This is a genomic window from Micromonospora sp. NPDC005291, from assembly GCF_040607415.1.
Classification (GTDB): domain Bacteria; phylum Actinomycetota; class Actinomycetes; order Mycobacteriales; family Micromonosporaceae; genus Micromonospora.
This window is the reverse complement of sequence record NZ_JBEXGR010000021.1, coordinates 40,924-59,810: the sequence shown is the minus strand read 5'-3', so window position 1 is coordinate 59,810 and position 18,887 is coordinate 40,924. Positions and strand designations below refer to the sequence as shown.

The window sequence follows — 18,887 nt, the reverse complement described above, 5'->3', positions numbered from 1 at the left end:
GTTCAGTAGCCCGTGATCTGCGGCCAGCGCTGTTCCACGCCGGCCGCGGTGAGGCGGTCCTGGAAGTCAGCCAGCAGACGGGGGGTGTTGCGGACCGCACGCGGGGACGCGCCCTGCGCCAGACAGAAGTCGGCGAGCAGACCGGCGACCTCGCCGACGTTCCACTCGACGGGGTGCAGCCGGTAGCTGCCGTTGGTGATGTGGGTGGTGCCGATGTTCTTGCCGGCCGGCAGCAGGTTCTCCATCCGCTGCGGGATCAGCGCGCCGAGCGGGATCTCGAACGGGCAGGAGCCGACGTCGATGTAGTTGTCGCCGCCGGTCGACGGGTGCAGGTCGATCCGGTACATGCCCACGCCCACCGCGTCCGGGTAGCTGACCGCGCCGTGGTCGCCCCGGACCGCCAGGGACAGGTCCTGCTCGGCCACGGTGTACTCGGCACGGATCCGGCGGGACTCGCGGATGTACGGGGCCTGGGCCAGGCCGTCCGCGCTGCCGGTCACGTCGCCGCGCAGCCGCAGGCCCGGGAAGCCGGTGCCGCCGTCCGGCCGGGGCGCCTCCGTCTGCATCCAGTAGAGCACCGAGTACGACAGCTCGCGGGCCTTGGACAGGTGCCACGACGCGTTCGGCACGTCGATGACCGGACCCTCGAAGTAGTCGATCATCGGCCAGTTGACCAGCGTGATGTCGCTGTCGTACGCGCCGTCGGCGAAGTTGCGCCGCGCGGCGATCCGGCGAAACGTCCACAGGTTGCCGTCACCCGGGTTGAGACGTTGGTCGGCGTTGACGCTCAACGGGTCGTCGTCCGGGTTGGGGGTGAAGCTGCGCTCGACGATCTCCAGCGTGCGCGGGTGCGGTGACTTCCAGGACAGCAGCCGGTCACCCCAGAAGTCGGGCTTGTAGTCGCGCCAGAAGTCGTACCCCGCAGGACGGTCGATGGTGTGATCGCCGTCGACGTGGTCGAGGGCGAAGCAGACCGACACCGCCTGCATGTTCATCGGCTGGGCCTCGGCCGGGGCGCTCGGCTCACCGGTATCCGCCCGCGACTCGAACCCGGTGACGTACTCGGTGCCCGTCAGCGGCAGCAATTCGCCGGTCTCGGTGGCGTCCAGGACGTACGGCGCGACCACGTCGATCCGCTCGTCCCGGTCGCGGTGCGCCAGCGTCACACCGGTCACCCGGTCCCCGTCGGTCTCCGCGGCCACCGGCCGGTACGGCTGTAGTACCCGCAGCCGGCCCGAACCGAGGTACGGCGCGAGCATCTGTTCGAGGACGGCGACGGCCACCCGCGGCTCGTGGCAGAGCCGGCTCACCCAACCCGCACCGGGGTTGAGGTCGGCCCAGGCCCGGGACCGTTCGGTCAACGGGTAGTGGCGACGGTAGTAGTCGCGGATGCCGTTGCGCAGCTCCCGGTAGCTGGCGGTGGCGCCGAACTGCTCGATCCAGGAGTGTTCGTCCGGCGGGACGGCCTGGCTGGTGAGTTGCCCGCCGAGCCAGTCGAACTCCTCGGTCAGGATGACGGACCGGCCGGCCCGGGCTGCGGCGAGCGCAGCGGCGACGCCGCCCAGTCCGCCCCCGACGACGAGGACGTCCGTACGCATGAGTACCACGTGTTTCCTTCCAATTGCGCGGTCGACCGCTCAGCGTCGGTCAATCGCCGGATCAGGGGTGCCGAGGGTGATGCCCTCGACGAGTTCGCAGGGGAGAAGTCGCTGCTGGACGCCGGACGCACTGCCATCGATGACGCCCGTCAGCACCTCGACCGACTGTCGGCCCATCTCCTCGCGGGGAATGCGGAACCCGGTGAACGTGATGTCGGTCGGGACCGGGACCGTCGGGTCGCCAAGGGTCACGATCGACAGGTCGCCGGGCACGGTCAGGCCACGCCGACGGGTGGCCGACTCCAGCGCGACGGCCGTGGCGAAGTCCTCCACGAAGACGACGGTGGTCCCGTCGGCCATCAGGGTGTCGACGGTTGTTTCGGCCTCCCCGGCCAGCGCCGACATCTGCCCGGCGCTCTCCGCGGTCACCGCGGCGGCGTAGAACCCACGGCGCCGGTCTTCGGAGGATTCCGCGGTGGTGCCCATGCTCACGTACGTCAGGCGGCGGTGACCGTGCCGCAGCGCCACCTCGACGAGCTGGGCCACCGCCGAGGCGTAGTCGGCGCCGACGTAGGGGACCGGCCCGCCGGCGTCGTCGCGGCGCCCGACGGCGACGTACGGATATCCGTCACGGTTGAGCCGGTGCAGCTCCGCGCCGTCGATCTCGCGCCCGAGCAGGATGCACCCGTCGGCCAGACGTAGCCGGTTGTCCTGGTGGAAGATGCGCCGCCGGCCGTCCACCACCGGTGCGCTGGTGAACAGCAGCAGGTCGCAGCCGACCCGCTCGGCGTACTCCTCGATGCCGAGCAGGAACGGGTGGAAGAAGTCCCGGCTGCCGCTGGGGAAGGCGGGCTCGTACGTGAAGACGCCGATGATCCGGTTGAACCGTGAGGCGAGGCGGCGGGCCACGGGGTCGGCGGCGTAGCCGGTCTCGGCGATGACCCGCAACACGCGGTCCCGGGTCTCCTGGGCGATGCGGACGTCGGCGTCGGTCCGATTGTTGAGCACCAGCGACACGGTCGCCTGACTGACGCCGGCCATCCGCGCAATGTCACGCTGGGTGACACGTCTGGGGGGAGCGGGCACGTCGGGTCCTTCCGGTGCTGCTAATGCGTATTAGCGATCGGCGTTGGGAAGGAGCTTGGCCGCTGGCCCGGCGTGTGTCAAGAGGTGTACGAAAGATTTCCGCGCGATGAACTCGCTGGAGTAATGCGCATTAGCCGTCGAGGTTGTCGGCGGGTTGCGGTCTGGTCCGGGTGACTCGGCGGGCCTCGAGCCGGCTCTTGACAGAAGCGCCGTCTGGCGCGCAACATTCGAGAAACATAGATGCTAATACGTATTAGCTCGGCGGCGCCAGGGGCACTCGCCGATCGATGTCCCCTGTGTTCTTACTGAGCGTCACACTGCGCCGAACCTGCCACCGATCCGACCGACCAAAGAGGAAGTCGCATGACGAGACCATTCGCCCCGTCGTCCCGACGCGCTGTCCTGGCGGCCGCCAGTGCCGGCCTACTCATCGCCGCCGTGGCCGGCGCCCGGCCGGCAGCCGCCGAACCCCCGCTCGACTTCCCCCAGTTCACCTACCAGGGCACTGCGTTCGACAAGGGCACCCTCGCCTACAACCCGACGAACGAGTTCATCTTCCCGAGCGTCATCCGGGCCGCCGACTACTTCTCCGACCCGCTCGGCACCTACTACCTGTACTACGCGCCGCACGAGCGTCCCGGCGGGATCGCCCTCGCGTACTCCGACTCGATCAACGGTCCGTGGACGGAATACGCCGCCAACCCCCTGATCGGCAACACCTGGCTGCCGTACTACGCGACGGTCAGCCACATCTCCTCGCCGCACGCGGTGTGGATCGAGGGCGAGGGCAAGCTCTTCCTCTACTTCCACGGCGAGAACTCCATCACCCGGTACGCGACCTCCGACGACGGCATCCACTTCAGCTACGGCGGGACAGCGGTCAGCCGCAACGACTCGACCGGTGGCGAGACCTCCTACGCCCGGGTGTTCGAGCAGTCCGTGCCCCGTCTGGGCACCCGGTACCTGATGGTCTTCATGGACAATCCGACCGCCGCGCTGCCAGGACCGACCGGGCCGGTGTCACGGCGGATCCGTTGGGCGGTCTCCAACGACGCGCGGACCTGGACCATGCAGCCCGAACCGCTCGTGACCCCACAGGGCATCGAAGGCCCGAACGCCTCGGGACCGTTCTTCCTGCGCTGGAACGACCGCAACCTGGTGGTCTACCACGCCGCCGACGGCAACATGCACGCGGTGGACGTCGGGCAGGACTTCGACCAGGAGACCCACCTCGGCGTCGTACACGACTCGATGTCCGCGGCACCCGACCTCGGCCGCTCGGCCGCGCCGACGTTCTACTTCGACGGACGCACCGCCCACATGTACTACGAAGCCGGCGGCCGGCTCACCGCGACCATCGGCCACGCCACCGCCACCCTGGCAAAACCATTGCCGGTACGGCAGCTCGAATGTGCGGCCGACCGACCGGTCCTGTGGCCACCGAACCACAAGCTGGTCGACGTCGACCTCACCGTGGACCTGCACGACGGTGTGCTCGGCCCGAACGCGTTCACCCTGACCGGCGTGACCGGGGGCGACGCCACGGACGTCAGCGGCTTCACCGTCGGCGCGCCGGACACGAGCGGCAAGCTACGGGCCGAACGTGCCGGCAACGGCGGGGACCGGGTGTACCACCTCACGTATGCCGGCCACGACGAGATCGGGCGGCCGGTTGGCTGCACCGTCACCGTCACCGTCCCCCACGACCAGGGCAGCAACTAGTGGATCGTCCCCGGTGGACAAATCGCCACCAGATGTTCGTCGTCGAAGGATCACCAGGTTGCTGGAGCGCCGTCGCTGTTCATCAGACGCCCGCACGTAGCGCGGCGACGAAGTCGTGAGGGCTGATGGTGGTGGGTCGGTCGCTGACCTGGCCGTCGCCGAGTTCGATGACGCGCCAGACGCCGTCGTCGCGTCGGGCGAGGTCGACGGTGACGAAGGGTAGGTCGAGGGCGGCGACCAGCGGTGTGAGCGTGCTGAGGTCGAGGTCGCTGGGCGGGAGGTCGTCGGCGGTGTCGGGGTGCGCGCCGACGAGTGCGCAGGCGCCGTTGATCCACCAGGTGCGTACCTCGGCGGTGGTGAAGTTCTCGAAGGCGCGCAGGACGAAGCCCCCGCTGAAGTCGTCAGCGCGGAGTTCCAGGAATCGGGCGGCGACGTGCCAGGCAGGGGTGGGGTCGGTGAGGTCGGGGATGAAGGTCGCCTCGTGCCAGTGGTGTTTCATCGACTTCGTGTAGTCGCGCAGCACGGCGGCGCCGCTACCGAGCCGGATCCGGGCCTGGTCGAACGCGGTCCGCTCCGCGCTGGTGGTCCAGGTGGAAATCGGGGTGACCGGGGCGAGGCGGTCGTACCAGCCGGGGAGTTCGTGGGCGCGGCGGTACTGGTCGCCGCTGGTGCGGAGGATCACGCCACGGGCGGCGAGGGCTTCGGCGAAAGCCGAGTACTGGTCGCTGCGGAGCATCCATCCTCGGTAGACCGCGACGCCGCCGGCGGGCACGGCCGCGACCCCGCCCTGCGGATCGTCGCGGGTCAGCGCGTCGTGGTCGACCACGGCGACGTCGATCCCGACGGCGCGTGCGGCCTGTGCTTCGGCCGCGAAGTGATCATCGGGTCGGCGTGGCCGTAGGGGGTTCGCGGGGACCAGCAGCATCATCCGGACATCGTGCCGGAGATACCCCAACAGGCTCCACCTCATATTCCGGAGGGCCCGGTCGCCCTGATGCGGCCACCGCCGCCCCGGCCGCCGTCTGGTTACTTTCGGTCATCGGTGTGGGAGGCGTACTCTGACCCGGCGTTCACCGCGCCTGGTCGCCACTCCACCTGGCCTACGCCGCTGAGCGCGGTGCCGCGCAGGCGCTGAACTGTGCCGAACTCAGAACTCGGGAAATGGTGACGGGAGCAGATGGGCTACCTCCGGATCGGCGATGTCGACCTGTATTCGGAAGTCGCCGGCGAGGGTGATCCCGTCCTTCTGCTGCACGGTGGCTTCTGTTCCCTCGAGTCGATGCGGGCGCAGTCCGACGCGCTCGTGCCGGATCACCGGGTGCTCGCCTTCGAGCGCCCCGGGCACGGCCGGTCGGCCGACATCGACGGGGAGTACGGGTACGCGCGCGGTGTCGCCGAGACCCTGGCCTACCTCGATGCCGTCGACTGCGAATCGGCGCACATCGTCGGCTACAGCGACGGCGCGATCATCGGGCTGCTGCTCGCCCTCGACCACCCGGCGCGGGTGCGCTCGCTGACCGCCATCAGCGCGAACCTCGACCCGTCGGCGTTCACCGATTCCGCTGCCCCCGTACTCGAGGCGCTCGAAAAGGAGCAGAAACCGGACGTCGAGCGGATGCACTATGAACGCCTGTCGCCGGACGGGCCGGGGCATGCGGACGTCGTACTCGCCAAGCTGTTCCGCCTCTGGACGAGCGAACCGCACATCGACCCCGACGAACTCGCCCGGATCGCGGCGCCGGTGCTCGTGATGTCGGGCGACCGTGACACGATCCCACCCGGCCACAGCCTTCTCATCGCCGCGTCGATTCCCGGCGCGCAGTTGTGCATCGTGCCGGGCACCACGCATCACCTCATCGCCGAGCGTCCTGAGTTGGTCGGCGCGCTCATCAGTACCTTTGTGGAGCAGGCCGCCGATCAGCCGCGGGAGCGACGCAGCAGCCAGACGAAATAGGGTGCTCCGACAAGGGCCATCATGAGCCCGGCGGGGATCTGCGAGGGGGCGATGAGCGTACGGCCGAGGGTGTCGGCAACGCAGACGAGCAGGCCGCCGAGCAGCATGGCGACCGGGATGATGCGCCCGTGCCGAACACCGACGAGGCCGCGGGCGATGTGGGGAGCGACGAGCCCGACGAAACCGACCACACCGACCGCGATCACGCTCACCGCCGCCACGACCGCCGCGATCGTCAGCAGCGAGAGTCGCGCGCCTTCCCGGCGGACGCCGAAGATCCGCGGGGTGTCCTCGTCGATCGCCAGGAGGTCGAGCTGGCGGCGCATTCCCAGCACCGCGGGAGTCGCGAGGAGAAGCACGAGCGCGACCGGCAGTACGTCGGCGAAGGACCGCCCGTAGGTCGTGCCCGAGAGCCAGGTGAGGATCTGCGGCGTGTCCCACGGATCGGCACGCAGGAGCAGGAAGGTGCTGATGTCGCTGAGCGCGTAGCCGCAGCCGATGCCGATGAGCAGGAAACGGTCGGGGAGGAGCCCTCCACGCCACGCCAGCAGGGCGATGAGCGCGAAGGTGCCGAGGCCCATCGCGACGGCCGTGACGATGAGCGCGGGGCGTCCGCCGGGCACGCCCGAGGTCACCACGATCACCGCGCCGAGGCCGGCACCGGCGGTGATACCGAGCACGCCCGGCTCGGCCAGCGGATTGCGTACCGTTCCCTGCACGACAGTTCCGGCCAGCGCGAGCGCCGCACCGGCGACGACGGCCGCCGCGACCCGCGGGGCGCGGTCGTCGAGTGCCCGGCCGATCAGGTCCGGCGCGGCGCTCTGGAGCCAGAGCACGACATCGCCGGTGCGTAGCCACAGGCTGCCGGCCAGCAGGCCGACCAGCACCGCCGTGACGAGCAGACCAGCCGCGACGACCACCACGGTGAGGAAGCGGCGGCGCGAGCGGGTGGCGACGAGGGCCCGGGGAGCATCTCGCGCCGCTCCCGCATCGCGAAGCCGGAGCGCGAGGATCACGATGACTATGGCACCGAGCAACGAGGTCGGGATTCCGGTGGGAATCGAGGCGGCCGCCTGGGCGCCGAGCGCCGCCCGGAGCACGTCGTCCGCGAGGAGCACCAGAAGTGCCCCGACCAGTCCGCACGCCGGGATCAGGAAGATGTGCCGGCTCAGCACACCGATCCGGTTGGCCGCGAGGCGCACCACGACCGGCGCGGCGAGGCCGACGAAGGCGATGGGACCGGCCAGCGTCACCGAGATGCTCGTCAGCAGGACAGCACAGAGCACCGCGATCAACCGGGTCGAACGGATCGGCACGCCGAGCGAGGCGGCCGTGTCGTCGCCAAGGCCGAGCACGTCGAGTCGCCGGGCCATCAGCACGGCGATGGCGAGCACGACGACGATGACCGGGGCGGCGCGCACGGCGGCGTCTATGTTCAGCTGTGCGAGAGAGCCGCTGCCCCAGGCGTACAGCCCGGTGGTGCTCTCCTTGAACAGGATCAGCAGCATGGCGGTGGCCGCGTCGAGGGCCATCGCGACCGCGGAGCCGGCCAGGATCAGCCGCGTCGACCCGATGCCCGAAGCGGTGCCGACGAGGCCGAGCACGAGCCCCGCGGCGAGCAGACCACCGCCGAAGGCCACGGCGCCCGAGGCCCACAACGGCACCGCGAGACCGAACGCGCCGACCGCGCACAGCGCGAAGTAGGAGCCGGCGGTGACGGCGAGCGTGTCCGGAGCGGCCAGCGCGTTGCGGGTGACTGACTGGAGCAGCGCCCCGGCCGCGCCGAGCGCCACGCCGACCGCGATCCCGGCGAGCATGCGAGGCAGGCGGGACCCGGTCAGCACATCGGTGACCGGTACGCCGCCGACGTCCTCGCGCGCCCCGAAGAGATAGCGCAGCAGGTCCCAGAAGCCCACCCCGGAGGTGCCCTGCGTCATGTGCCACAGCCCGCACACGACGACTGAGACGAGCAGGACGGCCAGGACGGCCGCCCCGCTCGCGCCACGGCCGAACCCGACTCCGGGCACCGGCCGCGGCGCGAGGGTGTCGCTCACTTCCCGGTCAGGATCTTCACGTAGGCGTCGATCGCTTGCTCGTTCGACTTCGGGCCGCCGGCCCCCCAGACGCCTGCCGGGAAGGCGTACGCCCGGCCTTCCTTCACGGCCGGCAGCGCGGTCCAGATCGAGCTCTTGCGCAGTTCCTTGACGTAGCTGTCCGGGGTGTCGTCGTCGGAGTAGAACAGGCTCGCGCTCCCCACGGCGGTGAGTCCCTCGATGTCGGTCTGCGCGAGACCGTACGAGGGGTCGACGCCGCCGCTGCCGTAGGCCGCGTTGATCTTGTCAGTCCAGGCAGTGGTCATGCCGAGCTGCTCGCCGAGTTCGGTGAACAGGGCACCCTTGCCATAGGGGCGGATGACGACGTTGCCGCCCTCGATCCAGCCGTCGAAGAACAGGAAGTCCTTGGACTTGATGTTCGCGGCCTCGGCCGTCTTCCTGGCTCCGGCGAGATGTTCGTCGAACTGCCGCAACACCAGATCGGCGCGCTCGGTGCGGCCGGTGGCCTGACCGATCATCGAGAACACCTTCCTCATGTTCGCGATCTGGCCTGCGGCGTCGGCCCCGACCGTGGCGAGTACGGGGACACCGCGCTTCTCGAGCTTGGTGATCTGCTCGTCGTCGGCCTTGAACGCCTCCACGATGATCAGATCGGGCTTCGTGGCGTACAGCGCGTCGAGGTCGGGCTCGCCGCGCTCGCCGGTGTTGACGACACTTGCCGGAAGCGGCTCCGCCTTCACATAGGTGCCGTATCCCTTCGTGTCGGCGGCCGCGACCGGCGTGAGGCACAGCGTGAGCAGGTCCTCGGTCTGCTGCCATTCCAGCACCGCGACCCGCTGGGCGGGCTTGGCGAGCTCGACCTTGCGGCCGACGCCGTCGGTCATCGACACCGGGCCGGTCGACGTTGTCGTCTTGTCGTCGGCGCAGGTCTGCGACGAGGGGGTGGTCGAGCTACCGGCGGCGGGTTCGTCGACCTTCGTAGTGCCGCAGGCCGTGGCCGTCACGGCGATCGCGGTGAGCGTCGCGGCGGTGGCCGCGAGGCGGGGGACAAGCATCATGCGAGTTCTTCTCCTGATTTGATGTTCCGGTTCCGTGCGGGATGCCGCCCGACCGGGTCGATGCGAAGGCGGCCGGTGCGCGGGTCGACCTCGACCTCCACCCGCAGGTCGTAGACCTCGCCGATGTGCTCGGCGGTGAGCACCTCGATCGGGTCGCCCGCGGCGTGAATGCGCCCGGCGTGCATGAGGACCAGCGTGTCCGCGACGCGTGCGGCGTGGTCGAGATCGTGCAGCACGACGCCGACGGCGACGCCGTGCTCGTCGACGAGATCCCGGACCAGGTCGAGCGTCTCGATCTGGTAGCGCAGGTCCAGATGGTTCGTCGGCTCGTCGAGGAGCACGACGCCGGTCTCCTGAGCCAGGCAGGCGGCCAACCACACGCGCTGCATCTCGCCACCGGAGAGCTCGCCGACCGGCCGCTCGGCCATGTCCTGCACGCCGGTGACTTTCATCGCGCGCCCGACCGCCTGTCGGTCCGCCACCGACGGGCCGGCGAAGCGGCGCCGGTGCGGGTGGCGCCCGAACGAGACGACCTCGTGCACCGTGAGCCCCTGTGGGGCTTGACGCGACTGTGCGAACAGCGTGACCTCCCGCGCGAACTGGCGCACGCTGAGCAGCGACACCGCGCGCTCCGGCTGCCCGTCACGGTGGCCGAGCATCACCTCGCCGCCATCCACGCGATGCAACCGGGCAAGGGCTCGCAGCAGCGTCGACTTACCGCTGCCGTTCGGCCCGACCAGCGCCGTCACGCGACCGGGCGCCAGCACCACCGAGACGCCGTGGACCACCGCCGTCTTTCCGTAGCGCAGCACCAGTTGTTCACCACGCAAGACGGCCGCCGCTACCGAACTGGCGGCCCCTCGCCGATCGGCGAGGGGCGCAATGGTCACGGGCATCGATCGGCTCCGAATCACGGGGGTGGCAGGCGAAGCATGCCCGGGTCGCGGCAGGCCGAGTAAGGGTTGCCTTGCCTAACGGAGGCTAGGTGATGTTCCGGGTGTCGGCAATCCTGACTCCCGACACGCGCTACCGGAATCCGGACATCAGGCCCGATACGAGGGCGCATCGACGAGGACCCTGCGAGTCGACTTGATCACTCGCCGGAAAGCGGCGATGAACGTGCTCGGTCACGGTGAACCGCTTCCTGCCTCGACCCGCTTCCCCTCGAACACGCCCGCGGCGTCGTCGGCCTCCGAGCCGGCCGATCGCGACGTCAGGGACGGGTCGACGGCGCCGGACCGGGACCGGGACCGGGCGATGAGAAATGCGCCGCTCCGACGCGATCACGTCCGGGCCCTGAACCGCTAGGGTGTGGAAACACCGTTTCCATTCGTTTCACAACAGGGCGGAGGGACCAACGTGCAGCGCAGCCAGGAAGACGCCACCGTCGCGCCGGAGGCCGGCGAGCAGACCAAAACGTTCGGCCCACTCCGGCTCTCACCGGGCACGACCCGGACCAACATCAGCGGGTACTACTGGCTGGCGCTGACGTCGATCATGACGTTCACGTTCATCCCGGCCGCGCAGACCGCGCTCCTCACCTCCATCCTGGGCGTGCCCAAGGGGGAGCAGGGTTCGATCGTGGGCACCGCTGGGCTGATCAGCGAGATCGTCCTGATCGCGGCGGTCGGCCTGGCCGGCGCCTGGTCCGACCGCCTCGGACGGCGCCCGATCGTGGTCGGCGGCTACATCCTGCTCGGCCTCGGCGTCGGCATGGCACCGTTCGTCGGCTCGGTCCTGCCCTACTACCTGGCCCGGGGTGTCGCCGCCGTCGGCGTGGCTATGGTCACCGTGATGCTCACGGCCGTGGTCGCCGACTACGTCCGGGACACCACCCGCGGCAGGGCCAACGGCATCCTCGGCTTCTGCAACGGTCTCGGCGCGCTCGTCACGTTCTTCGTGCTGATCAAACTGCCCGACATCTTCGAGCGCAGCGGGATGGACACGATCGCCGCGCTGCGGGCGACCTACCTCATCGTCGCCGGGCTGGCCCTGCTCACCGCGATCCTGATGCGGCTCACCCTCCGGGGCGGCCTGGCGACAACGCACTCCGAACACATCCCGATCCCCAGGCTGCTGCGCGAGGGCGTCGCCGAGATCCGGCGCCCCGGTGTCTCCTTCGCCTACCTCAGCGCCTTCGTCGCCCGGGCCGACCTGGCGCTCGTCGGCGCCTACCTCACCCTCTGGGCACAGCAGTACGGCACTCAGCGCCTCGGGCTCAGCGAGGCCGAGGCGCTGGCCAAGGCAGGTCTGTTGCTGGGAGTGGCCAACGGCATCGCGCTGATCGGGGCACCGGCCATCGGCATCATCGCCGACCGGCTGTCTCGCACCGACGCGGTGCTGATCTCCCTGGGGACCGCCGCCCTCGGCTACACCGCCACGATCTTCGTCGGAGACCCGTTCAGCCCGCTCGGCTACGCCGTCGCCGCGCTGATCGGGCTCGGCCAGGTCAGCGCCGTCATCTCCAGTCAGGTGCTGATCGCCGAACAGGCTCCCAGCCGTACCCGGGGCTCGGTCATCGGAACGTTCGCGCTCAGCGGCGGCATCGGCATCATGATCGCGTTCGCCGCCGGTGGCACCCTGTACGACAACTGGCGGCCCGCCGGCCCGTTCGTTCTTTTCGGCATCCTGGCCGGGCTGGCCTGCCTGTACGGCCTCGCCGTCCGATCGAGGATCCCCAACCACCCGGTGGACTGAAAGTTCGATTCGTAGGGCCGGTGGGCGCGCGTGAGGCGCCATCTCAGACCTGCTCACCCCGGCCCATGGCCGGTCATACGAGCCGCCGCCGCGCGGCCCCGGTGACGCGAGCCGCCACCGCGTGGGTCGGTCAGGCGAGGCCGGCATCGTGGGCAAGCAGCGCTACCTGGGTACGGTTGTCGAGGTCGAGCTTGGTCAGGATGTGCGACACATGGGTCTTCACGGTGGCCAGGGTCATGTCGAGCGCGGTGGCTATCTCGGCGTTGTTGCGGCCCTGGCCGATCGCCACGACGACGTCGTGCTCGCGCGGGCTGAGCGCCGCGAGGGTGGCCTTGGCCCGGGCGTACGTGCCGGCCTGGACGGCGACCCGGTCCATCAGTCGGCGGGTGATCCGCGGGGACAGGATCGGCTCGCCGGCTGCGACCTGCCGGACCGCCTCGGCGATCCGGGCCGGCGGGGTGTCCTTGAGCAGGAAGCCGCTGGCCCCGGCACGCAGCGCGTGCAGGATGTTCTCGTCGGTGTCGAACGTGGTGAGCACGATGATCTCGGGCGGCCGCGGGCGCGCCCGCAGGCGGCGGGTGGCGGTTATGCCGTCGACCCGGCGCATGCGCAGGTCCATCAGCACGACGTCGGGGGCGTGCGCGTCGGCCGCGGCCGGCACCTCGTCGCCGTCGGCGGCCTCGCCGACCACTGCGATGCCCGGGGCGCCGTCGAGCATCATGGTCAGCCCGGCGCGGACGAGCGCGTCGTCGTCGACGACGAGCACACGCACCGGCGGTGTCACGCCGGCCATGGTATCGAGGCGTGCAGCCGGAACTCCCCGCCGATCACCTGGTGGTCGAGCTGCCCGCCGGCCAGGTGCACCCGCTCGGTGAGCCCGACCAGCCCGGCACCCCCGGACCACCCGGGCGGCGCCGTACCTTCCGGTGTCAGCGCATTGCGGACGTCGATCTGCAGGCCCGCGCCGGGCCCGCCGCGCAGGGCGACCTGGACCGGCTGGCCCGCGGCGTGTTTGCGGGCGTTGGTCAGGCCCTCCTGGATCACCCGGTACGCGGTGCGGGCCACCGACGGGGGCGCCTCGGCCGGCCCGGCCACCGCCTCGTGCAGCAGCACTTCGGTGCCGGCGTCGCGGGACTCCTCGACCAGGCGTGGGACGTCGGCCAGCACCGGCTGCGGGCGGCTGCCGTCGCTGTGCGGGGGGTCGTCGTCCCGCAACAGCGAGATCACCTCGCGAAGCTCGTCGAGCGCCTGGTGCACGCCGTCCCGGACGACCCCCGCGGCCCGGGACAACTGCTCGGGTGAGGAGTCCGGACGGTACTCCATCGCCCCGGCGAACGTGGCCAGCAACGACAGGCGGTGGGCAAGGACGTCATGCATCTCCCGGGCGATCTGGTGACGTTCCAGCATGCGCGCCTCGGCCACCCGGCGGCCCTGCTCCGCCTCGGCGCGACGGGCCCGACCGTGCAGCGAGCGGATCAGCGCTTCGCGGGCCTGTGCCCACGCACCCCAGCCGAGCAGCGCGCTGTAACCGACGGCGACCAGCGCCAGCCACCAGCCATACGAAATGCCGCCGTTGGACCGCCAAGCGCCCTGGACCGCGTGCGCGGCGAGCCCGGCCACCGCCACCGCGATCGCAACCGGGGAGCGTCGGCGGCGTGCCACCTGCGCCGCGCCGATAGTGGCCGGTGGGGTGGCCGCCGGCGATACCGCGGCCAGCACGGTGAGCACCACCGTGGTAGCGGCCGGCCGCCACATCATCAGCGGCGTCAGCAGCAGGCTCAGCGCGCCGACCGCGAGGTCCAGCGCGAGCAGCGGGCCGGGCGGGCGTCCGAGCCACCAGCCCAGGATCGTCACCGCGATGAGCAAGCCCGACGCGCCCATGATCGCGGCGAGAGCCGCAGTGCTGGGACGGCGGTCGCAGTCTTCCGACCCGGGGGAGAAGCTGTTCACTCGGCGAGGCTAACCGGCGGGCACCGGGCGCCGACACCTTCCAAAGTTGGTGGTCGGGTTCTCCTAGGAGGGCATTGGCGCAGCTCCCGGTCCGATGTGCCCACCCGGCCCGGCCCGCGATCCTCATCGGCATGACGAACGATATGCAGCAGCACACCGTCACGACCAGGACCGCCGCACGGCGTACGGGCCGCGCGATCACCATCGCCGCGGGAGCGGCCGGGGCTCTCCTCCTCTGGGCCGTCAACGACCCCTGGGCCGGCATCGATCTCGCTGTCCGTCAGGGCGACACCACCCAGCACATCGGCCCGGTCGCCGTCGTGGTGGCCGCGCTGATCGCCGGCCTGGCCGCCTGGGGCCTGCTCGCGCTGCTGGAGCGGACTGTCCGCCGCCCCGTCCGGACGTTCCAGATCATCGCGCTGATCGTGCTGGTGCTCTCGCTGGCCGGCCCGCTGGGCAACGGCGTCGGCACCAGCAGCCGGCTGGCGCTGCTCGGCATGCACCTGACCGTCGGCGCGGCGCTGATCATCGGGCTGCCCGGCCCGCGGAAGTGCCGATAAGCGCGGGTCCGAGATTCAGGGCGCGCCACGGCGATCCCGAGGCGCGCCCTGAGGACGGCGATACCGGCCCTTTCCCTACCAGGCCGCCTGATCGCGACACTGGAGGCCCACGACCCGGCTCCGACTACTCCGCCGAATCCGACAGCCAGTAATGTGGTACTCAATCTGTTTCTGCAAGCCACCTGCGGTTCTTGGTCTTTGCGCCTCGATTCCTGGGTCGCAACCGGCGGACCGTGCGTTCGGCAGTTGAAGGTCAGCGGGACGGATGGGGTGGCCCTTCCGGTCAGCGCGCGGTCGCGTAACGGCTGCCACAGACGGTTGCCACCCTCACGCGGGCTGGAGACCGTTGATCGGACGGGCTCGGCGTTGCGATACCGTCAAGGCGCCCACACCGGCGTCGAGTAGTCCGCGTCCGTCGGCTGTCGATGGCCCGCAGGGCGCCCCACGAATCCAGGGAGATACCGATGCCGGAGCCTGAGCCCGTCCAGGACGACCACGCGGCGGATGCCGACACCTCGGCCACGGCCGAGACCGAGACCGAGACCGACCAGCCTGCCGTTCCCGCGAACCGGGCTGCCCGACGCGCGAAGGGCAAGGGCGTCTCGCCCCAACCGCATGGAAAGGGTCAGCACCTCGGCGGCCGGGGCTCGGTCCAGAGCCCGCGCCAGTGGGGTAACCGCCGAAGCGGCTGATCCGTCGGTGGAGCCCTTGTCAGCACACATCCACGATCAACACAACTGCAGGTCGACCACAGCCGACATGCAACATCGCGCCCGGATGCGGGTGCTCGTTGCGGCGGACCGGGTCCCCGGTGACCCGGTCGATGTGTGACAGCCGATGAAGTCGGCAGTGGGTCAGCACCGCGTGCACGGTCGGGGCCGGCATGCCCAGAGTTGAGAAGGTGGGGGAGGGCCGACCTCGGGAACGTGCGCCCGGCGCAGGCTACGGCTGGCAACAAGGAGTCGTTCGATCCGGCCGTCCCGACGTATTGGCCTGGGGGATGGAGATCTTCTCAGGTGACGACCGTAGCAATCGGGCCATCAGGTGGGGTCGTCGAAAGTGAGTTCACCAATCGGCGATCATGCCGACGGTGTCATCTGGGTGGTCGATCGTCGCCGACTTGGGGTTCTTCCAGCCTTCGGGCGATCTGTTCCATGGCGATGAGGTCGTCTGGGGTGAGCCGGTCGATGAAGTGGCGTCGTACCGACTGAACGTGGGCCGGTGCGGCGTTTTCGAGTGCGTCCAGACCTTGCGCGGTGAGGACGAGGAAGCAACCTCTGCCGTCGGCCGGGTCGGGTGTACGCCTCAAGAGGCCGCGCGCCTCCATCCGGGTGGCGTGCCGGGACAGCCGGCTGCGTGACCAGCCCATCTTGTCGGCCTGTTCTCCCAGGGTGCTGGTGTGGTCGGTCCGCTCCGACAGGGTGCTCAGCACCTCGTAGTCGGGTTCGGAGAGCCCGACCGCGGCCAGGTCGCGCGCCGTGCCGGTCTGGACGGCGACCACTACGCGCAGGAACGCCCGCCACGCCCGTTCCTCGTCAGGGTCCAACCAACGTACGGCCCCGTCCGGCGCTCTCGTTGACATGTAATCAACCTAGCATCTACACTTCGTTTCCATGTCAACGAAATCGCCACGTGTCCTCGTACTGATATGCAGCACCCGCCCCGGTGCCCTCGGCCCCCTGGTGGCGCAGTGGTTGATCGAAACCGTCACCCCGCGTGCCGCGGAACTCGGCGTCGAGCTTGTGCCGGTGGCCCTCGGCGATCTGAACCTGCCGTTCCTCGACGAGGAGGAGCATCCGTCGTCGGGTGTCTACCAGCATGAGCACACACGTCGGTGGAGCGCGATCGTCGACGCGGCGGACGGGTTCATCGCGGTCACGCCGGAGTACAACTACGGGATGCCAGCGACGCTGAAGAACGCGCTGGACTACCTCGGCCGCGAATGGGCATGGAAGCCGATCGGCTTCGTCAGCTACGGCAACACGTCGGCGGGTACCCGGTCAGTTCAGCATGCCAAGCAGGTGGTGACTACGCTCCGCCTGGTCCCGGTGGGCGCCACGGTCGCGATTCGCATCGGTGACGCGGTGGAAAGTGGACGGTTGCTTTCCGACCCGGCCCGCGACACGGCGGGTGTCGGGCTGGTGGACGAACTGGTCCGGGTCGCTCACGCCCTACGGCCGATGCGCGAGCGCGCACGAGCAGATGCACGGCCCGGACCGTTGCCAGGGTCGTACGCGAGACGGTTGACCCCCGACGACGCGCCCGAGGTCACTGTGCTGCAGCGGTGCTGCTGGGTGGAAGAGGCCGTCGTCAATGACACGATGGCCATACCGGCCCTGCATGAGTCGCTGGAGGAGGTACGCGACTGGCTGGAGACCTGGCACACCACGGGCATCTGGTTGGACGGCCGACTGCTGGGCATGGTGCGGGCCCGTCGCGACGGCGCGGACTGGCAGGTGGGTCGGCTCGCCGTCGTGCCCGACCTGCGGGGGCACGGGCTGGGCCGGTGGCTGTTACGCACCGCTGAAACCGGCGCCCGACCGGATTGCCGCCGCATCCTGCTGTTCACCGGCGCGAAAAGCTTGCGGAACATCAGCCTTTACCACAGCGAGGGATACCAGTCGGAACCACTCGCCCGCCCGGACGGAACCACCGGCCTCACCAAGGGCGTATCCGCCAGGTAGCTGCCGGCTCATTGAACCCATGTAGTCCGATGTGCACTCATGTCGCTGACCGCTCGGCGTGGTCGCCCGTCGGTGTGTTGTCGCCGAAGGCTGCCGCCAGCGCCTTCGCGATCAAGTCGGGTAGATCGGTACGCCCGTCGTCCTTCGCCCACCGCACCAGCGCGGTGTGCATGGCGGCCAGGCAGGCGCTGGCCGCCGCCGCGGCTTGGAAGGCCGCGTCCGGATCGGCGGCCTCGTCCCCGAGGCCGTCCACGATGGCTTGTTGAAGCACGTAGTGGTTGTCCAGGTGCCGGGCGCGTAGGGCGGGCGTCGAGATCATCAACCGCAGGCGGGCCAGCAGGAACCGGTCGTCGCCGGCGGTCAGCGTCCGCGCCGAGTCGACGAGCGCGCTGCCGATGCGGCGCACGAGGGGCTGCCCGGCCGGCGTCGCGGCGATCCGTTCGGCGACCAGCGGGCCGTTCTGATCGACCAGTACGAGGTCCTCCTTTGTCGGGAAGTGCCGGTACACCGTCATCGGAGAGACGCCGGCGGTCTCTGCGACGTCGTTCACGGTCGTGCCGTCGTACCCGCGCTCGACGAACAACCGCACCGCATGCGCCTGGATCATGCGCTGGGTCTCGGCCCGTCGTTGCTCCCGAAGTGTTGAGTGCCGTTCGCCCATGTGATAGACACTATCGCACTGGTAGTCACTAACAAGTCGGGAGTAACTCACATAATGAGCGATCTGATCGGCAGGACAGCTCTGGTGACTGGCGCTTCGCGCGGCATAGGACAGGCCATCGCGGTCCGGCTGGCAGCGCGGGGAGCGGTCGTCGTCGCGCACTTCGGCACAGACAAGGACGGCGCGACGACGACGGTCGACCAGATCGTGCAGGACGGTGGAACGGCGTACGCCGTCGGCGCGGAACTGGGCGTGGACGGAGATGTCGAGATGCTGTTCACGGGGGTCAGGGCCAGCCTGGCCGGGCGGCCACTCGACATCCTCGTCAACAATGCGGCGGCGCCACCCGCGGGCCCGCTCGGCGTCACGACACGGGCAGCCTTCGACCATCTGTTCGCGGTCAACGTTCGAGCGCCGTACTTCATCATCGAGCGGGCGTTGCCCCTCCTCCGCGACGGCGGCCGGATCATCACGATCTCGTCCGCGGCGACCCGGATGGCCAACGCCACCCAAACGTCGTTCGCCATGACCAAAGGCGCGGTCGAGACGATGACCCTGACTTTGGCCAACCAGCTCGGCACCCGGGGCATCACGGTGAACGCGGTCGCGCCCGGCGCCACCCGGACCGCGACCAACGGGCCGGTCTTCGAGACACCGGGCCTGGCCGAGCTGATCACCGGAATGACGGCACTCGACCGGCTGGGCGGGCCCGGCGACGTCGCCGACGTGGTCGCGTTCCTCGCCTCCGACGCCGCGCGCTGGGTCACCGGGCAGGTCATCGACGCGAGTGGCGGCCTGTTTCTGGGCCCGCGCGCCTGACCACCAAAGGCGCCCGCCATCTCGCGGCGGCGAAGGCCCCGCAC

General features: G+C 70.1%; 17 protein-coding genes and 1 pseudogene. 7 read left to right on the top strand and 11 right to left on the bottom strand.

Features of this window, described 5'->3' with window-relative positions:
- Window positions 1–2: 2 nt before the first annotated feature.
- Window positions 3–1,598 (bottom strand): FAD-dependent oxidoreductase, encoded by a 1,596-nt coding sequence (locus tag ABZT18_RS24775; protein WP_354996571.1) that lies wholly within the window; start codon window positions 1,596–1,598, stop codon window positions 3–5.
- A gap of 39 nt (window positions 1,599–1,637) precedes the next feature.
- Window positions 1,638–2,684, bottom strand: coding sequence for a LacI family DNA-binding transcriptional regulator (locus ABZT18_RS24770; RefSeq protein WP_354996570.1), 1,047 nt, complete (start codon window positions 2,682–2,684; stop codon window positions 1,638–1,640).
- Between the two features lie 363 nt (window positions 2,685–3,047).
- Between ABZT18_RS24770 and ABZT18_RS24765 the strand changes: the two genes are divergently transcribed.
- On the top strand, window positions 3,048–4,406 hold the full coding sequence (locus ABZT18_RS24765; protein WP_354996569.1) for a hypothetical protein: 1,359 nt from the start codon (window positions 3,048–3,050) through the stop codon (window positions 4,404–4,406).
- A gap of 82 nt (window positions 4,407–4,488) precedes the next feature.
- On the opposite strand, the gene ABZT18_RS24760 is transcribed toward ABZT18_RS24765, so the two are convergent.
- On the bottom strand, window positions 4,489–5,334 hold the full coding sequence (locus ABZT18_RS24760) for an ATP-grasp domain-containing protein (protein ID WP_354996568.1): 846 nt from the start codon (window positions 5,332–5,334) through the stop codon (window positions 4,489–4,491).
- Between the two features lie 249 nt (window positions 5,335–5,583).
- Between ABZT18_RS24760 and ABZT18_RS24755 the strand changes: the two genes are divergently transcribed.
- Window positions 5,584–6,360, top strand: coding sequence for an alpha/beta hydrolase (locus ABZT18_RS24755; protein ID WP_354996567.1), 777 nt, complete (start codon window positions 5,584–5,586; stop codon window positions 6,358–6,360).
- Here the strand turns inward: ABZT18_RS24755 and ABZT18_RS24750 are convergent.
- The 3 genes from ABZT18_RS24750 to ABZT18_RS24740 are packed head-to-tail and all read right to left on the bottom strand — an operon-like array spanning window position 6,324 to window position 10,242.
- Window positions 6,324–8,414, bottom strand: a complete 2,091-nt coding sequence (locus ABZT18_RS24750) for an iron ABC transporter permease (protein WP_354996566.1) — start codon at window positions 8,412–8,414, stop codon at window positions 6,324–6,326. The two genes, ABZT18_RS24755 and ABZT18_RS24750, sit on opposite strands and share 37 nt — an antisense overlap.
- On the bottom strand, window positions 8,411–9,418 hold the full coding sequence (locus ABZT18_RS24745) for an iron-siderophore ABC transporter substrate-binding protein (protein ID WP_355252558.1): 1,008 nt from the start codon (window positions 9,416–9,418) through the stop codon (window positions 8,411–8,413). The genes ABZT18_RS24750 and ABZT18_RS24745 overlap by 4 nt, the downstream gene beginning before the upstream one ends.
- 50 nt (window positions 9,419–9,468) lie before the next feature.
- A complete protein-coding gene (locus ABZT18_RS24740) occupies window positions 9,469–10,242 on the bottom strand; it encodes an ABC transporter ATP-binding protein (protein ID WP_354996564.1) in 774 nt (257 codons plus the stop codon).
- Window positions 10,243–10,831: 589 nt separating this feature from the next.
- Between ABZT18_RS24740 and ABZT18_RS24735 the strand changes: the two genes are divergently transcribed.
- Window positions 10,832–12,169, top strand: coding sequence for an MFS transporter (locus tag ABZT18_RS24735; protein ID WP_355252555.1), 1,338 nt, complete (start codon window positions 10,832–10,834; stop codon window positions 12,167–12,169).
- A gap of 130 nt (window positions 12,170–12,299) precedes the next feature.
- Here ABZT18_RS24735 and ABZT18_RS24730 read toward each other — a convergent pair whose 3' ends face one another.
- A complete protein-coding gene (locus tag ABZT18_RS24730) occupies window positions 12,300–12,962 on the bottom strand; it encodes a response regulator transcription factor (protein ID WP_354996562.1) in 663 nt (220 codons plus the stop codon).
- Window positions 12,950–14,119, bottom strand: coding sequence for a histidine kinase (locus ABZT18_RS24725; RefSeq protein ID WP_354996561.1), 1,170 nt, complete (start codon window positions 14,117–14,119; stop codon window positions 12,950–12,952). Before ABZT18_RS24725 ends, ABZT18_RS24730 begins: the two co-directional genes overlap by 13 nt.
- Before the next feature lie 131 nt (window positions 14,120–14,250).
- On the opposite strand from ABZT18_RS24725, the gene ABZT18_RS24720 reads away from it, so the two are divergent.
- Together ABZT18_RS24720 and ABZT18_RS24715 are read left to right on the top strand one after the other, a co-directional pair.
- Window positions 14,251–14,679, top strand: a complete 429-nt coding sequence (locus tag ABZT18_RS24720; protein ID WP_354996560.1) for a DUF6069 family protein — start codon at window positions 14,251–14,253, stop codon at window positions 14,677–14,679.
- 464 nt (window positions 14,680–15,143) lie between these two features.
- The gene (locus ABZT18_RS24715) at window positions 15,144–15,371 is read left to right on the top strand and encodes a hypothetical protein (RefSeq protein ID WP_354996559.1); all 228 of its coding nucleotides are present in this window, start codon (window positions 15,144–15,146) and stop codon (window positions 15,369–15,371) included.
- Between the two features lie 64 nt (window positions 15,372–15,435).
- Here ABZT18_RS24715 and ABZT18_RS24710 read toward each other — a convergent pair.
- Together ABZT18_RS24710 and ABZT18_RS24705 are read right to left on the bottom strand one after the other, a co-directional pair.
- A pseudogene (locus tag ABZT18_RS24710) lies at window positions 15,436–15,570 on the bottom strand (IS481 family transposase); the annotation flags it as partial.
- 202 nt (window positions 15,571–15,772) lie between these two features.
- Window positions 15,773–16,261, bottom strand: coding sequence for a MarR family winged helix-turn-helix transcriptional regulator (locus tag ABZT18_RS24705; protein WP_354996558.1), 489 nt, complete (start codon window positions 16,259–16,261; stop codon window positions 15,773–15,775).
- A 31-nt stretch (window positions 16,262–16,292) separates the two neighbouring features.
- On the opposite strand from ABZT18_RS24705, the gene ABZT18_RS24700 reads away from it, so the two are divergent.
- Window positions 16,293–17,363 (top strand): bifunctional NAD(P)H-dependent oxidoreductase/GNAT family N-acetyltransferase, encoded by a 1,071-nt coding sequence (locus tag ABZT18_RS24700; protein ID WP_354996557.1) that lies wholly within the window; start codon window positions 16,293–16,295, stop codon window positions 17,361–17,363.
- Window positions 17,364–17,400: 37 nt separating this feature from the next.
- Here the strand turns inward: ABZT18_RS24700 and ABZT18_RS24695 are convergent, their stop codons facing one another.
- On the bottom strand, window positions 17,401–17,970 hold the full coding sequence (locus ABZT18_RS24695) for a helix-turn-helix domain-containing protein (RefSeq protein WP_354996556.1): 570 nt from the start codon (window positions 17,968–17,970) through the stop codon (window positions 17,401–17,403).
- 39 nt (window positions 17,971–18,009) lie between these two features.
- Between ABZT18_RS24695 and ABZT18_RS24690 the strand changes: the two genes are divergently transcribed.
- Window positions 18,010–18,843, top strand: a complete 834-nt coding sequence (locus ABZT18_RS24690; protein WP_354996555.1) for an SDR family oxidoreductase — start codon at window positions 18,010–18,012, stop codon at window positions 18,841–18,843.
- The last annotated feature ends 44 nt before the right edge of the window (window positions 18,844–18,887 follow it).